This is a genomic window from Sutterella wadsworthensis (genome assembly GCF_003315195.1).
In the GTDB taxonomy this organism is placed as follows: Bacteria; Pseudomonadota; Gammaproteobacteria; order Burkholderiales; family Burkholderiaceae_F; genus Sutterella; species Sutterella wadsworthensis.
This window is the reverse complement of record NZ_QNRV01000001.1, coordinates 263,625-278,883: the sequence shown is the minus strand read 5'-3', so window position 1 is coordinate 278,883 and position 15,259 is coordinate 263,625. Positions and strand designations below refer to the sequence as shown.

13 protein-coding genes are annotated in these 15,259 nt (G+C 53.7%); 7 read left to right on the top strand and 6 right to left on the bottom strand.

Features of this window, described 5'->3' with window-relative positions; translation table 11 throughout:
• Positions 1–4: 4 nt before the first annotated feature.
• A complete protein-coding gene (locus DES29_RS01075; RefSeq protein ID WP_277342673.1) occupies positions 5–319 on the bottom strand; it encodes a HigA family addiction module antitoxin in 315 nt (104 codons plus the stop codon).
• 64 nt (positions 320–383) lie between these two features.
• Positions 384–1,010: a hypothetical protein gene (locus DES29_RS01070; protein ID WP_016474301.1), complete on the bottom strand. Its 627-nt coding sequence runs from the start codon at positions 1,008–1,010 to the stop codon at positions 384–386.
• A gap of 242 nt (positions 1,011–1,252) precedes the next feature.
• Here DES29_RS01070 and DES29_RS01065 point away from each other — a divergent pair, with 242 nt between their 5' ends.
• From DES29_RS01065 to DES29_RS01055, 3 genes are read left to right on the top strand one after another with little or no spacing between them, the layout of a single operon-like run.
• The gene (locus DES29_RS01065) at positions 1,253–2,302 is read left to right on the top strand and encodes an ABC transporter substrate-binding protein (RefSeq protein WP_016474300.1); all 1,050 of its coding nucleotides are present in this window, start codon (positions 1,253–1,255) and stop codon (positions 2,300–2,302) included.
• A gap of 3 nt (positions 2,303–2,305) precedes the next feature.
• Entirely contained in the window at positions 2,306–3,136 is an 831-nt protein-coding gene (locus tag DES29_RS01060; RefSeq protein WP_113854317.1) for an ABC transporter ATP-binding protein, read from the top strand.
• On the top strand, positions 3,136–3,885 hold the full coding sequence (locus DES29_RS01055) for an ABC transporter permease (RefSeq protein ID WP_021995616.1): 750 nt from the start codon (positions 3,136–3,138) through the stop codon (positions 3,883–3,885). The genes DES29_RS01060 and DES29_RS01055 overlap by 1 nt, the downstream gene beginning before the upstream one ends.
• Before the next feature lie 144 nt (positions 3,886–4,029).
• On the opposite strand, the gene DES29_RS01050 is transcribed toward DES29_RS01055, so the two are convergent.
• Positions 4,030–4,983, bottom strand: coding sequence for a LysR family transcriptional regulator (locus DES29_RS01050; protein ID WP_113854316.1), 954 nt, complete (start codon positions 4,981–4,983; stop codon positions 4,030–4,032).
• A gap of 135 nt (positions 4,984–5,118) precedes the next feature.
• Between DES29_RS01050 and DES29_RS01045 the strand changes: the two genes are divergently transcribed.
• From DES29_RS01045 to DES29_RS01035, 3 genes are read left to right on the top strand one after another with little or no spacing between them, the layout of a single operon-like run.
• Positions 5,119–6,483, top strand: a complete 1,365-nt coding sequence (locus DES29_RS01045) for an MmgE/PrpD family protein (RefSeq protein WP_113854315.1) — start codon at positions 5,119–5,121, stop codon at positions 6,481–6,483.
• A gap of 37 nt (positions 6,484–6,520) precedes the next feature.
• Positions 6,521–7,828 (top strand): anaerobic C4-dicarboxylate transporter, encoded by a 1,308-nt coding sequence (locus DES29_RS01040; RefSeq protein ID WP_021995620.1) that lies wholly within the window; start codon positions 6,521–6,523, stop codon positions 7,826–7,828.
• A gap of 50 nt (positions 7,829–7,878) precedes the next feature.
• Positions 7,879–9,321: an aspartate ammonia-lyase gene (locus DES29_RS01035; RefSeq protein ID WP_021995621.1), complete on the top strand. Its 1,443-nt coding sequence runs from the start codon at positions 7,879–7,881 to the stop codon at positions 9,319–9,321.
• A gap of 116 nt (positions 9,322–9,437) precedes the next feature.
• On the opposite strand, the gene DES29_RS01030 is transcribed toward DES29_RS01035, so the two are convergent.
• From DES29_RS01030 to DES29_RS01015, 3 genes are all read right to left on the bottom strand, one after another.
• The gene (locus DES29_RS01030) at positions 9,438–10,199 is read right to left on the bottom strand and encodes a YczE/YyaS/YitT family protein (RefSeq protein WP_016474294.1); all 762 of its coding nucleotides are present in this window, start codon (positions 10,197–10,199) and stop codon (positions 9,438–9,440) included.
• Positions 10,200–11,120: 921 nt separating this feature from the next.
• The gene (locus DES29_RS01020) at positions 11,121–11,909 is read right to left on the bottom strand and encodes a Crp/Fnr family transcriptional regulator (protein ID WP_021995080.1); all 789 of its coding nucleotides are present in this window, start codon (positions 11,907–11,909) and stop codon (positions 11,121–11,123) included.
• 171 nt (positions 11,910–12,080) lie between these two features.
• Entirely contained in the window at positions 12,081–13,925 is a 1,845-nt protein-coding gene (locus DES29_RS01015) for an aryl-sulfate sulfotransferase (RefSeq protein WP_016474292.1), read from the bottom strand.
• A 280-nt stretch (positions 13,926–14,205) separates the two neighbouring features.
• On the opposite strand from DES29_RS01015, the gene DES29_RS01010 reads away from it, so the two are divergent.
• Positions 14,206–15,132, top strand: a complete 927-nt coding sequence (locus DES29_RS01010; protein WP_021995231.1) for a LysR family transcriptional regulator — start codon at positions 14,206–14,208, stop codon at positions 15,130–15,132.
• Positions 15,133–15,259 lie beyond the last annotated feature (127 nt).

The following is a 15,259-nucleotide window of genomic DNA, read 5'->3' as shown; positions in this document are numbered from 1 at the left end:
TTCTTTACACAGGAAAAGCAACTTGAAGATGATTCTTTTTAGGCTCTGATATACGGGTTATATGGGAGATATCAATTGAATGTTCAGCTTGCCAAGCGTCGTAATCCGCCTGCATGGCAAGCCATGCCTCGGGGCTCGGTCCAGAAATAGCCGCAGAAATTCGAACAGCCATTTCCGGAGTTATCGGACTTTTTTCTTTGATGATGCGAGTGACAGTACTGGGAGCCACGCCGATATGACGAGCAAACTCCCTGGCACTGATTCCGAGATACTCTAAAGTTTCTGCAACCATTCTCCCCGGGTGCGGGGGATTAAACATCCGAGCCATTAGTGATAGTCCTCATAATTGATGATTTCAGGATGAGAAGGAACGGCGGCTCTTTTTATGGACGCCGAGAATCTTCCGGACGCCCCTCGCGGTCGGCCTGATCAAGCGCTCCGGCCGATTCGGCTTTCGCTGCATCCGCATCAGTCGGTTTTGAATCATGATTGAGCACTCCCGATTCAGATTGCTCCCCATGATCGGTCTCAGCCGAGCTGCTCGCCCCTGCATCCAGAACCTTTTGGATTCGAGTTCTGCGGAAGTCCGCCAATGCTTTGATCAGCAGTCCCTGAGCATAGGCTGCGAGCGACTGGCACAGTACCAATGTGAGCGACATGGCCGCTTCACTGCCGCTCGCCAACTGTGGCTGCACATAAACCAACACCAGTGTTGCAATCGTATAGACCCAGCTGCGCAACCACAGTTTGCGGTACTTCACCTCGTCTTTGGAGAGCGTTCCCTTTTGCAGCAGAAAGATTGCTTCGCGAATCGGCAGAGCAGCCCGAACCGCATTTTCGTCTGCCACAAGACCAAGCCAGGATTGCGGATCCACGGCTTCTTTACGCATTTTGGCCGTGAGTTTGAGCATTCTCAAGGGCCAAAAGAGCTTCAGAAGCTGCACCCCAAGGAATAAGTTCGCGAACAGAAAAACAAATATGGCGAGCGCCCATTCCCAGGTGAATGACATGGCTGTGAAAAATCCGATCAAAGGTGAAGAAGGCTTCGGCAAATGACTAGGCCGGCCTTAGCTGATAAATTATAGATTTGCTGTTCCGTCAGACCATGGCTGGTGCTGACGCGGTTCGGCCGGCTACACCCGGAAAGAGGCACTGTTCGGCAATACCTCATAGGTCAATGAGTTTACAGCCTCCCGAATACATTCCGGCAGGTATTGTCAAACAACCGTTTCTTTTTTTAAGGGGATTGACCATGCCCGCCACCACCATCAAACCTGCCGCGCCGGCAGCCGTCCTGCCCGCTTCAGCGCAGACCATCAGCCGCCGCCGGCTGCTTACTGCCGCGGGTTCCGCAGCACTGCTCACTGCGGGCGCAGCATTGACGCCCAAACCCGTTCGCGCGGCTGCCGTCGGCTCGAAAACACTCCGTATTGCGGCACTGCCGGCCATTGACGCGCTGATTCTCTATGCGGCTGAAGCTGACGGCATCTTCAAGTCTGAAGGTCTCAACATCGAAATTCTGCCTTTCAAAAGCAGCGTTGAAATGACTGCGGCCATCCGTGCAGAAAAAATCATTGGCCAGTACGCCAACATTCTCGGCACGATTGCGCAAAGAGCAAACGGCATTGGTCTCTCGCTTGCCGCGACGACCTGGCACACTTCGCCTGCGCAGCGCGCCTTCGGCTTTGCCGTATCACCAAAGTTCGCCGATCAAATCACTTCCATTGAAGTCTTGAAGGGCCTCACGGGCGTGAGTTCAACGCGCAGCCGCGGCACCATTATCGATTGGATGATTTACCGCATGAAAAATGCCGTCAATCTGCCCGAAAAGACGCTCGACCAAATCGAAGTCGCTCAGATTCCGATCCGGCTGCAGATGCTGCTCACCGGGAAAATGCAGACGGCCCTCTTTTACGAGCCGCTTCTTACCCTCATTGAGTCAAAAGGCGGACGCGTCATTTGGGATGACCGTCAGCTCAATGAGCCGCTCTCCGAAGTTGCGCTCACAACGCCCTATCTCACGCCTGACTTCGTGCTGCCCTTCCGTGCAGCACTGGCCAAAGCTGCCAAGGCGATTGATCAGGACCCGCAGAAATACGTTCCCATCCTTTCAAAGAAGGGTCTTGTGCCGCCGGCTGTTGCAAACACCTATAAACTTCCCAAATTCTCTGGGTTCGCAACGCCGGACGGACTGCCGCCGCTCCCAACCGATACGCTCGTTCAGGAGGCGGCTGACTGGCTGGTTAAAGTCGGCATCCTTAACCAGGCACCCGACATCACAGGAACCATCTGTAGGCTATAAAAAATGACCATTGCTCCTGAAGCCCGAACCTGCGCAGCAGAGCTCAATGTCAAGGATCTTGCCATTGGCCATAATGGCAAGACGCTGCTTAAACAGCTGACATTTTCTGTGCCGGCTGGTTCCTCGCTTGCCATTGTCGGCGAATCCGGCTGCGGCAAAAGTACGCTGCTGACGACGCTGGCAGGTCTCCTGCCGGCGCTCGGCGGTGAGTTGTCTTGGCGTGATGCGCAAGGCAGCGTGCTCAAGCACCCGAATTCGAGCTTCGTCTGGCAGCAGCTTGGACTGCTCCCTTGGAAAACGGTGCAGAAAAATCTGACGCTCCCGCTTCTGCTCTCGCAGCATAAAATCCCGGCAGCCGACTGCGCCGACCGCGCGGCAGCCATGATTGAAGAATTGGGTTTGAGCGGACTTGAAAACCGTTGGCCGGCAACGCTTTCCGGCGGTCAGCGTCAGCGCCTCGCACTGGGTCGCGCGCTGATCGCGCAGCCTGCAGTGCTCTTTATGGATGAACCGTTCTCCGCACTGGATGCACTGCGCCGCGAACGCCTTCAAGACTTTTTGGCCGGCATGCGCCGCCGTCGGCCCACCACCATGATTTTCGTGACACACGACATTGGTGAAGCGGCATTCCTTGCTTCGGATATTCTTCTGCTGGGAGCGGGCCCCTCGAGACTGCTCGAGCATTACGCCAACCCGGCCTGGCGCTCGTCCGAACAATGTGCGGACCGCGATTCGCCAGAGTTTGTCGAATCTGTATACCACATTCACAATGTGCTGCGGCAGTGCGCCGCGCACAATGCCGCGTCTTGTGATCCTGCTGGGAGTGCCGCCTGATGAAAGCCTCCATCTTTATTCGCTACTTTTGCGGCTCTGTTGCTGTTTTGCTGCTTTGGCAGCTCGGAAGCGTCACTTTAGGATCGGACATTCTGCCCGATCCCCTGCGGGCGCTCGGCGGCTTCTGGGATGCCCTCAAAGATCCGGAATTCATCGGTCACATCGGTCTGAGTCTCTACCGGCTCCTCTCCGCGCTCGCACTCGCCATTGTGGTTTCCTTTCCGCTCGGCGTCCTTTTGGGACACAGCAAAGCCGCTGATTGGCTGGGCGCACCGGTAACCTTCATCACGCTGCCGCTTCCGAAAATCGTGCTGCTGCCCGTTTTCTTTACCATCCTTGGGCTGGGCGACTCGTCGCGCATTCTGCTGATTGCGCTGGCTACGGGTTATCAGATCCTGGTAATCGTGCGCGAATCGGCTCTGGCACTCAATCCTTCCTATGAACTTGCCATGCGTTCAATGGGCGCAAGCACTGCTGAGCGCGTTCTTCACGTCTACATTCCCGCGGCGCTTCCTTCACTCTTCATGGCTTTGAAGGCCGCTTCCAGCACCGCTGTTGCCGTACTCTTTCTCGCAGAAAGTTTTGCTACCGATGCCGGTCTGGGATGGTACATCATGAATGCCTGGGGACTGGGCGATATGGACGGTATGTTCGTCGGGATTCTCGGCATGTGCGTGCTGGGCGTTGCGCTTTACGCGGGCATTGGTCTTCTCGAACGTCTGGCCTGTCCCTGGGCATTGCAAAAATAAAAGGACTGCATCACCTGTCCGCTTGACCGGTGATTTGAAACCGGGCATCCAAAGACCAAACGTCTTATGGATGCCTCGCCTCACCAACGAAAAAAGACAGCGGACTTAAAGCGCATCACAGATTTAGTGATGCTTAAATGAAGATCATAAGATCGTCATGCCTTCGGCCAGCATAGGATAGATATTGGCGAGCTGAGGAATAACGCGTTTCCTCAAGCCATTTTGGAGAGCCTCGACTGCCTGATTGGCTGCCCGGCTGAATCCTCGAGACCGAATTGCCGCATACTGCCGTCTCTGCGCGGAGACGAAAGGCAATTGAGTGAAACGCAGGTCGGCGCAAAAATCTCGTCCCATCCAAATATTGGACGGCAGAAGCAATGCCCAGCCGAGTCCCTGAGCGACAAGACCCATCATAGTTGTCGAAGACTCTACTAAGACGCTTCGCTGCGGCGAGATCCCGGCACTGCGCAGAATACGTTCTGAAATCAGCTTGTCGCTTGCCGCTGTCGTATAGGAAAAATAAGGCAAATCGCGCGCAAGCTGAAGAAGATCCGCCGGCGTCGAAACGGTCCTCGTATTTGATGCGGGCGTCACAAGGAAGAAAGATTCAGCAACGACCGCCTCTTCCGTCACTCCATCCATATCCGGGAAGCTCACCGGTGAAATCAGCAAGTCGAAATCGCCGTTTTTAAACTGTTCGCTCAGCTGCAGTGCCATGGCCGTGCGTACCGACAATTGCTTCGTGCAGGGAAAAAGCGCTCCCACGATATCTGCCCCGACCGTACAGCTGACGCTCTCAGCCAGCCCAAGCCGCAAAAGCGGGAGGATTGGTGAAGATGCCGTAACCGCCGTTTCCAACTCTCGAGCATCCCGAAGCAGTGCTCTCGCACCGTCGAGCAAATTACGCCCCGCTCCCGTAAGCATTACCGGGCGGCTTTTTCGGCTGATCAACGCAACCGCTAACTCTTCTTCCAAGGCCTTGAGCGCCTGAGAAGCGGCCGATGTCGTCATTCCCAAGCGCTTGGCAGCTTCAGTGAAACTTTGAGTATCTGCCAAGGCCACAAAAACTTCTAAGGATCCTAAGTTCCGGATACCCATGCTGCTGCCCTCCTTCTGCAGAGAGTCTAAACCACATTTTTAGTTTTACTTCATTTGATGGTTCTCGAAGAGCTTCCGCGCAACGATACCGTCGTTCATTCAGAAAGCATCTCTAGGTCTTGTGAGACACAAAGCATGAATCAACCGACACTTCTTTCAGCCATAGCACGATGGGTAGTCTCCGCTGACTTTCCGGATCTTCCGGACGGTGAAATAGCCGCGGCGCGTGCAGCTCTGGCGGATTTTGTTGCGGTTGCCGCAGCCGGATCCGGTACGTCCGTGGTGAGAAATGCGGCTCTGTATGCCGCACAAAACGAAAGAGCAGGCACTTGCGTACAGCAGCTTGGACGCTCGGTACGTTTCAGTCCTCGAACTGCTGCATTCCTCAACGGCACGGCGGCTCATGCACTCGATTTTGATGATGTAAGCTGGACCACCATTGGTCATCCAACGGTTGGAATTGCACCGACCGCTTTGTCCCTTGCCGTTGCTCAAGGACTCTCCGGACGTGAATTTCTGACTGCATATGTTGTCGGAGCGGAGTGTGCACATCAGATCGCACGTTGGACAATGCCCGAGCTCTCTGAGCACGGTTGGCACACCACTTTAGCCAACGGCGTGTTCGGAGCAGCCGCAGCAGCAGCCTGGCTTCTGAAAACAGATGTGTCAACGACGAGCAATGCCTTGGCGATAGCAGCCAGTCTTGCTTCAGGCATTCGTGCCAACTTTGGTTCACAAACCAAAGCAATCCACGCAGGGCTCTCCAATCTGCACGGAATGATGGCCGTTGAGCTCGCAGCGGCAGGGATCACCGGCAAAGACGACGCTCTTGAAGCTTCGGACGGCTATGCGGCATGCTTTGCCGTCCGCCTTCCAAGAGAAAAATGCACCGTCGATTTAGGCAGCCGTTGGGACTTAATGGAAAACGGACTCGTTTTCAAACAATATCCCTGCTGCTCCGGCACGCATCCCGCTTTAGACGTTTGGGGAGAGTGGGTAGATAAAGTGCACCCCAAACTGGACGATATTGAAGCTGTACACCTGGGGGTCAGTCTTCTCGGTCCTCGAGAACTGATCAGTCACTGCCCGCGAAATGCAGTTGAAGCAAAGTTTTCTATGGAATTTGCTCTGGCATCTCGTCTTGTCTACCAAAGAACCGGCATTGAGGAATTCACTGACGACAAAGTGCAAGATGCTCGAATTCAAGCTCTCATGAAGAAGATGACGATGGAAATAGATCCCGACCTAGCCAAGTTGGGGTTCATCGGCACAGCGCCCGTTCGAATTCGCATAAAAACCAAATCCGGCGTCGTATGCCTGGCCAACGATCTCGCTAAAGGCAATCCCGAAAAACCGCTTTCGGAAAGCGATCGAAAAGCGAAGTTTTCATCCTGCGTCAGTCCTATTGCCGGCAGCGAAACTGCCGCACGTTGGTGGAACGAGCTAAGCACTCTTGAATTGCTGTCTCCAAATCAACTTTCTCTATTGGGTGCGCTTTAAGAATGCCCATTTTCTTGACAACCAGAGGAGCAATCAAATGCTTTGGCTAGAAATTTTACTGCTCGTAGGCATCATCGCCTACAGCGCCAAACTCGGAGGCATCGGTGTCGGTATGGCCGGCGCTGTCGGCATGATCGCCGCAACTGCCGTTTTCGGGCTAAAACCCGGATTCATTCCGGTAGACGTCATGCTCATCATCATGACCGTCATATTGGCCATCAGCGTCATGCAGCGCGCCGGCGGCCTTGCGTTCATGGTGAAATGCGCCGAGAAACTGCTGCGGAACAATCCGAAATACATCAACGCACTTGCACCGGCTGTCTGCTTCATGCTGACGACTTTGGGCGGTACGGGCTACATGGCAATGAGCGTTTTAAACGTCATTCAGGAAGTGGCCAAGGAAAATAATGTTCGACCTGCCCAGCCCCTGACGAGCAGTGTCATAGCAAGCCAAATAGCGTGTACCGCGAGCCCCATTTCTGCCGCTACCGCAGCGATGTTTGCAGTGGTCGAACCGATGCATGTTTCTTTCGCTGCAGTACTGCTTGTCATCATCACGACTAGTGCATTCGCCGCCGCCATCTGTGCGGTCATCTCGAGTCTGCAGGGCAAAACAGAACTTTCCGAAGACCCGATCTTTCTGGAACGGCTGAAAAAAGGACTGGTCTCCATGCAGTCCAAGGAAGAAAAAGCGAAGCCTACAACTCACGAAGCAAAACTATCCGTGATGATCTTTTTGAGCGGCGTATCGGTCATTGTTCTTTTGCTGCTCTTTAAAAATCAAATTGGTCACACGCTCAGCAGCCGGGACCTCATCGTCATGATCATGATGTTCTGTGCTTGGCTGATGTACCTCTTTTGCAAAGTGGATCTCGCCACGATCAAAGACGCCCCCATCTTTAAAAGCGGAGCCGAAAGCCTGATCGTCGTACTCGGCATTGTGTGGTTTTCCTCCACCATCATCAATGCGCATCTCCCGGAGGTCAAGGAATCTGCAGTAGCACTCCTCGAGCAGTATCCGTATCTCTTGGCCGTGGTGTTCTTCTTGGCGTCTTCCGTCCTCTTCAGTCAGGGATCAACCGCTGCCTTGATCTGTCCCGTTGCGGCAAGTCTGGGTGTTGACGCCGCCACCATCGTGGGCTCCTTCGTTGCCTGCTCTGCTCTCTACATCACGAACGTTTACCCGACAACGGCCTTTGCAATTTCGTGCGACGACACGGGTTCCTTCATGGGCCGCCGCTGGAACGGTTCGTTTGTCATCAATCACCCTTTCTTCATTCCTGGGTGCATCAGTCTTGCAGCCGCGGTGCCTTTCGGCTTAATGCTGGCTCGCATGCTGCTCTGACATACCCGGAATAACCCGCTCATCTTGTTTTCTACAGGAGTTTTTCGAAAATGACCAATATGCGAATCGAACGCGATTGCTTGGGCGAAATGGAAATTCCCAACGACCGCTATTACGGCATTCAAACCATCCGCAACATGAAAGTATCGGGAGCAGCAGGCTTTCCTGTCGTTGCCTATCCTGACATGCACAAAGCACTGTGCCAAATCAAAAAGGCCTGTGCCAAAGCGAATGCCGAAATCGGCGCTATGAAGCCTGAAATCGCCCAAGCGATTTCCGAAGCCTGCGGCAAGGTGATCGCCGGCGGATACGAAAAGGAATTTCCGCTCGACATGTGGCAAGGCGGCGGCTACACATGCGTCAATATGAATGTCAATGAAGTGATCGGCAATCTGGCAAATGAAATGCTCACCGGTCACAAAGGACAGGACATGGTTCATCCCAATACCCATGTCAACATGGCGCAGTCCACTAACGATACGATTCCTTCCGCAACGCACCTGGCGATTGCACCGCGGCTTGACAAAATTGTTTGCGAAGCCGAAAAGCTCGCCGACGCCTTCGAGGCAAAAGCGAAGGCCTTCGAACACATCGTCAAAGTCGGACGTACCTGCTGGCAAGACGCGCTGCCAGTGACCCTTGGACAGGAATTTTCTGGGTTTGCTTCTGCGATTCGGCGTCAGGCACGAGCACTGAAGGCTCTGCGCCCGGGCTGCTTTGAACTGATCATGGGCGGCAACGCCGTCGGCACCGGTCTCGGAGCCCAACCGGGTTACATGGAGGCCTTTTATAAGGCAATTTCAGCCGAACTGGGCGAATCTGTCAGGCCCAATCCCAACCTTTTTGACGGCTTCCAGAATTCAGACTTTATTCTCACCGTTTCCGGCGCCGTGAAAACCATTGCCGCCACACTCTCTAAGATCTGCAAGGATCTGCGGCTTATGAGCTCCGGTCCGCGGGCAGGCTGGATGGAAATCAACCTTCCCGCTTGTGCTCCGGGCAGCTCCATCATGCCGGGAAAAATCAACCCAACCGTGCCTGAAATGGTCATCCAGATCGGACATCAGGTCTGCGGCAATGATGTCGCCATCACGATGGCTATTGATGAGGGTGAACTCGACCTGAATGTTTGGGACGCTACGTTCTACAAATGCCTCTTTGAAAATCTCCAGCTCGTTGGTGAAGAAATCGTGATCCTGCGCCGCGACTGCGTCGAAGGCATCACCGCCAACGAATCTCGCTGCAAAGAAGAAGCCGAAAGTTCCATTGCCCTCTCGACGGTAGTCGCAGCGACCTTTGGATATCCCCAAGGCGTTGAAGTCGCCCATTACTGTGAAAAGCACCGCTGCAATGTGAAGGACGCTGTTGTCGCGATGGGACTTATGACGCAGGAACAAGCAGAGATTTTGGTTGATCCATCCCTTATGGCTAATCCTGAAAAGATGGCTCCGATTGTTGCAAGGTTCAAAAAAGAACTGGGAATTCTCATCTAAAACAATAGAAAAGTCCCCTCTCAGAACGGTACGGCTTAAGCTCGGCAGAGCCGTACCGTTTCTTGCGCAGCCGCCCAAACCATAGGAGCGCAGTCAATCATCTTAGCGTTTGATGCTTAACTCGCCGCTTCCTGCTTGGCTTCCGTCATTGACACTTCAGCAGGCTTCTCGATGCCGGTCGGCACTGCGGTATCGAGCGGCACTTCGTGCGGTTCAGCAGGCTGAACTTTAACTGCACGCCGATTGATCAGCTGGTCAATCCATTTGGCAAAAAGTCCGATCATCAGCGCCGAAGCCAGCGTTCCCTCTCGAATACCGATCAAATGACCCATCTCAAGCAATGCCATCAGCGCTGCAACTGCTGTGAGAGAAATATCATTGGCAATTTTCATTGATCCGAATGAAGACTTCACAAGTGCCGCAATGGCAATCACAAAACCTTCTCCTGGCTGGACAATCGTTTTGGAGCGAATCTGAATGACAGTGCCGAGTGCCAGAATGAGATTTCCAAAGAGAGAAAGCATTGCCGCCAAAAACCAATTCGGCATCTGAACATTGCCTATGAGATGCATTGACAGATCAATGAAAGCGCCGAAGATGAAACCAATTGGAATTTGCAGCAGATTAAATGTCGAATACCGGCTGCGCAGCACCACAATCTGCCCAGCAACGAAAAAGAAGTTGAGTATCACCGTACAGGTGCCAAACGACAGCCCTGTTATCGCAGAGGCCGTATAGGGAACTGTGCTGATCGGCGTCGTGCCTAATCCTGCCCTTGTCGTACAGGCGATGCCGAAAGCGGCAAGAAACATGCCGAAGATGAGCAGTACTGTGCGGCCGATGATGTGCTTAAAACGCTGACGACGAATAGTGGTCATGGAATGCTGAAATACGCTCAAAAGAAATGGAAGAAAAACCGCCGACAACTCGAAAATTTCCGAGAGGTCGGCGGAAAAGAACCTTCAGCGGAGGAATCCATGGAGTCGCTGGATATGAACTGAAGGAGAGGAAAATGTTTTAGAGACCCGTTTTTTCAACCGCATTCAATGCGGTTTGATTTTCTTCTTCAGCTTCGTGAGTTGGGCGCCATTTTCAATCACATGGTCAACCTGAGACTCGTCGAAAATAGACCAAGTCTCGTGACCGAGAGTATTTACGGTCTGAGAGAAAGATATAGTGCAATGGCCGGACCGCAAACTGTTGTGCAGAGAAATCCGGCAGCAAGTGCGGCGACAAAGTGCGTCGAGAGACAATCAACATCCTTCGAATGAACCTCTGCAATGCTCGCCAACCGACAGGTCTGCAAGTCATGAATAAAAAAGAGCTGCCAAGCTGACAACAATGAAAACAACAGCACCGTCATCCTTGATAACGCTCAGTTTGGCGCGCTAAAAATTTCACTTCATCCGTAAGCGCTCCGTTGTTGAGCACTCAACAATTCGGGCGTTTTTTTTTTTGCGGCATGCCGCTGACAGCACCTTGCGCACTGCTGAGCAATCAAGAGCTGCCGTTCAAGCGTCGGCTAAGCCCATACGGCGGAACTTCAGAACGAAACCCGCTTCATTGGATCAATTTGAGCTAAAAAAATGCCGACATCCGCACCTGTCAAATCCGTATGTACCGCCTGCTTGGTGCTTGGTGCTGACCGCCGGGCTGACCTTAGGGGCCGGCCTTTTGGTATAGGGTGCCGTCGACCTTTATGCGGCGGTCAACAATATGGGCGACAAACGACCGCTGCGCTGACTTCGGGCGGCTTGACCGGGAACTCTGCCGGCATGCGTCATCCGCTTTTGAGCCGCTCAGCTCAGTCCTGCCCGCTTTCTTCGAAGTTCTGCGTAGTGCTCGATCGGTTTGGGCTCAGCCTTGAGGCCTTCAGGAGAGGAACGCAGGTTTTGTTTTCCGCAGCCCCAATCCCAAACCGAATCAAAGAGACGGCCGTGCAGATAAAGCTTGCGGCCGTCTTTTCGTGCGTCGCCAAGCTTTATCCAATCATTAACCTTCGTGCTCACCCAACTGCGGTCCGCTGACAAAATCCGCGAAAGTTCCGTAATGGTGAGCCCGAGCGGACATAAGTTCCAGCCGCCGCGCTGCAGTTCAGCGAAGCTGGTTATGGCTGACAACAGAAAAACTCGCAGACGCGCCTCAAGATCAAGCGTGAAGTTAGCAAGCATGCCTTCCAGTGCGGACTCCTGCTTCAGGATGGCGAGGTCAGCATAAATTTCCATCATTTCAACGGACGCACGCAGTGACTCCAGAAAACGTGCGCGCGGAACAATCAAGACGCTGGAAGGTCGGATGAAATCGACTTGGACGGCGACGCGGTGCGGGTTAAGTGCATCGAGGTCACCTAAGGCTCGGCCCGGAGCAAGCAAAGCGAAGATATGCGTCTGCGACTGCACGTCCAGACAAGAGAATGTGGCCAATCCTTTTGTGAGAAAGCCGACTTGGGCCGCATCTCCCTTGCCGCCGTGCTCCATGACGGCACCTTTGGCAAACTCGCGAATCACACCATAGCGGACAAAAATTTCCTGAATTGCCTGAGGTTCGGGCGGGAAAATCCACGGCCGCATACGGAAAACCTGACGCATGCAATGAGTCTCCATTAGAAAACTGCTGAGGACAATATCAGAATCGATGTTCAGGAGTAGATAGATTCAGCAATTCGTAAACTGCATTAATACAAAACGAGGCAGATCCGCAAACCTGCCTCGTTTGGATTTGAGATGATGCCGGCCAACGAGGCCGATATCCATCAGAAGTTACTGATTAAAGGCCTTATCAAGACTCACAGGCATTGCCTGATAGCCCATCGAATCGATCAGCTGGATTTCGACGGCCGGTTCGGTTTCGCCCCACTTGAACTCTTCGATGAAGGGCGAAGCGCTGCCAGCCTTTTCGCCGGGCTTCAATTCAGACGGACGGCGTCCCATACCGGCAGTGGCCGAATAGACCATGATCGAATCCTTGTCCGCGCAGTACTTGGTGAGCGACGTCACCGGGCTGTACCACGGGAAGCCGCGCTCCTTGCCGTATTCCCAGACCTGCTCAATGGTCTTCTTATCCTGATCAATACGGTAGACCACTGCACGCGAGTACTTCATTTCGGCAAGCGCCGGCTGATCCATGCCGCGGGCATCACCGTTGTCGAAGGCGGTGACGTAAATCACATGCTTATCGGACTTCTCGTCAATGCGGAAGGCCGTATGCTGCGTCCACGTGTAGTCGAAATCCCCTTCGCAGGTCGAGCCATGGCAAGCGATCGGCTTACCGTCCTTCACCGGCGTGAGGAGTTTTTCCTTCCAGCCGTCGCGCCAGCCTTCCGGCGAGGAGAAGATCCACTTGATCTTCTTATCGCGGCCGATCTTAATAATGGCTGACTGATGGCGCGAGCTGATAATGATGGAGTCATCGGTCGGATCGTAGTCAACCGAATTGACGTGCGCCCAGTTGCGGCCTTCGCCCGTACCAACGATATCGCCGAACTTATCACTCGTTTCAAGCTTTGCAAGATCTGCTGCCGACATCGTCTTGCCGGCCTGCGACGCATCAATGTTGAGGCAGACAGCACCCTGGTCGAGCACCTTCATAACGTTGTCACGATACGGATCCAGGATCTCCCAGAGACGCCATTCATCGACAACCTTGCCGTTCTGATCGATTTCAGCGATTACGTCGCGAACGGTATGGACACGCTTGCCGTCGGCACGGCGGTGGTCAGAGCTCGCAACACGGATGAACGAATGACCGTTCTGTGCATTGTCGAGCGAATGCGAGAAATCAGAATAGCCGACCGGAAGACGGCGGTTGTAAATCTCACGCCCCATCAAGTCGTACTTGACATAGCGCTGACCGTAACCCCAGGTGAGGTTGCCGTCCTCATCCTGCTGGAACCCCATCATGACGCCGGAGTGATAAATGGTCTCGACGTTGTAGATCGGTTCAACGTGCATGTACCAGCGCACTTCGCCCTTCGTGTCGATAATGGCATTCTGCGGATAGAAGTTCCACTCCATCGCACCGCCCATCGGATTGTTCCAAACTGCGCGCGTGGCCTTGGCGTACTGCTGCATCAGATTGTTGACGAGATAAAGGCGGTCGGAGAACTTCGCATCAACCTTAGTGACCTTCGTCTCAAACATATTGTGATGAAGACCCGGTGAGCCGCTCACTTCGTGGTAGACGGGCGCAGCGTAGATCTTGTAGGTGTCCGTGAACTTTTCGGTCTTACCATGGAACTTCCGGGTGTAAGTCGTTTCCACGGTATTCATGTAGTCCGGGTAGAGACCGAAAACCGGAATGCCTGCATGCGTGAGCAATTCAGAGCGGCTCACCTTGTACTTAATTTCCTGACCCTGAGGTTTCGGAACAATGCGCACCGTCGCTTCGGTGAGTTCATAGCCGCCGTTGCGGATGATGGCCGTGAGCGGAGCAATGCTGTAGGGATTCACAATCACTTCACCGATGTGACCCTGCGTCGCGAAAGACACGTGAGGTCCCGAAGAGCCGCCAGAGGCATGTGCGGCGGTAGCGGGCAGCGCACTGCTGACAGCAGCTGCAACGGCGCCAAGGAAGAATGAACGGCGACCGATCGTGATGTTCTTCATGATTTGAATTCCTATGAAGGAGCGATTCCCCAAACAGAACCGCATTGCCAAAGTGAGGATGAAAGGATTAACTCAACGGTGTCGAGCGTTTGAGGGCGGCGTTTTGCGCCTTAAAACAACAAGTACGGAGTGCAGTCACTGCGCTTTGTCTTCCATCCACAGGTTCACAGTCTAAGTAGATCTTTCGAACTAACCCATTCGGATTTTCAACCTCTTTTTCGTAAAATGGCTCAACAAGTCTTTTACGTTTTGCGGAATTGATCGGAAAACACCTGACGCCATGCTTGACCTGAAAATCAATCACCTCCAACTGCTTGCACAAATTGTTTCGACGGGCTCACTCACCGAAGCGGCTCAGAATCTCGGACTCTCTGCCGCAGCCGCGAGCCGAATGCTCAAGAAGCTCCAAACGGAAATGAATGATCCGCTCTTCATCCGGGTTTGGCGCGGATTAACGCCTACCGACACCACCACGATGATGCTGCCGGTGGTGCGAGAGCTCCTAGACCAAATGGAGCGGCTGGAATATCAAAAATCCTTCACGCCGGCAAAACTCTCCGCCACCATCACCATCGGCGCTGCCGACAACTCCGTCATCAGCATTCTTCCGCCAGTCGTGCGCGCCATTCGCGAACAAGCACCGAAAGTAAGTTTCCGAATTCTTCCGCTCGAGAGCCGTCAGTTTCAAAAACTCGCTGACGGCGGCATGGACTTTCTGCTCTACCCGACGCAGAACCTGCCGGATCTTCCGACACATTTTTTTGGGCTCAATCTTTTTCGCATTGAGCGATCGGTACTGATGAACCGTGCTCATCCGCTCATCAAAGCGTACGCGGCAGGACAAACGCTCAAAGCCGAAGACTTCCGCAAATATCCGAGACTTCTTGTAAAGCTTCAAGATTCAAGCCGCGGGGCAATTTATGACGTTACGGTACCCGATCCTCGCTTAGGCGAAGCCTTTATCGAGCTGCCTTACTTTCTCGGAGCTCCCTATTTCCTCGAAGGCACAGAGTACACGCTGGTGCTGCCGACACGAACCGCGAAATCCTTTGAGAAACAATTCCCCAATCTCGCTGCGGTCCCGTATCCGGGCGAATACAGCGAAAACTTTGCGCGGCTGATCTGGCACGAGCGAAGCGACAAGAGTCTCGTCATGCAATGGGTACGTTCAATGTTCGCTCAGCATGCCGGAGAGTTTGACCGCTGACGACATTCCGGTACGAATGGCTTTTGAGCGCTTTTGAACTGTTTGACAACCGCCTCAATCAACAGCTAACAAGCTTGCCCGCGGCCAGTCGTGAAGTATCCAGAGGAGCGCCGAACAACGCATGAGG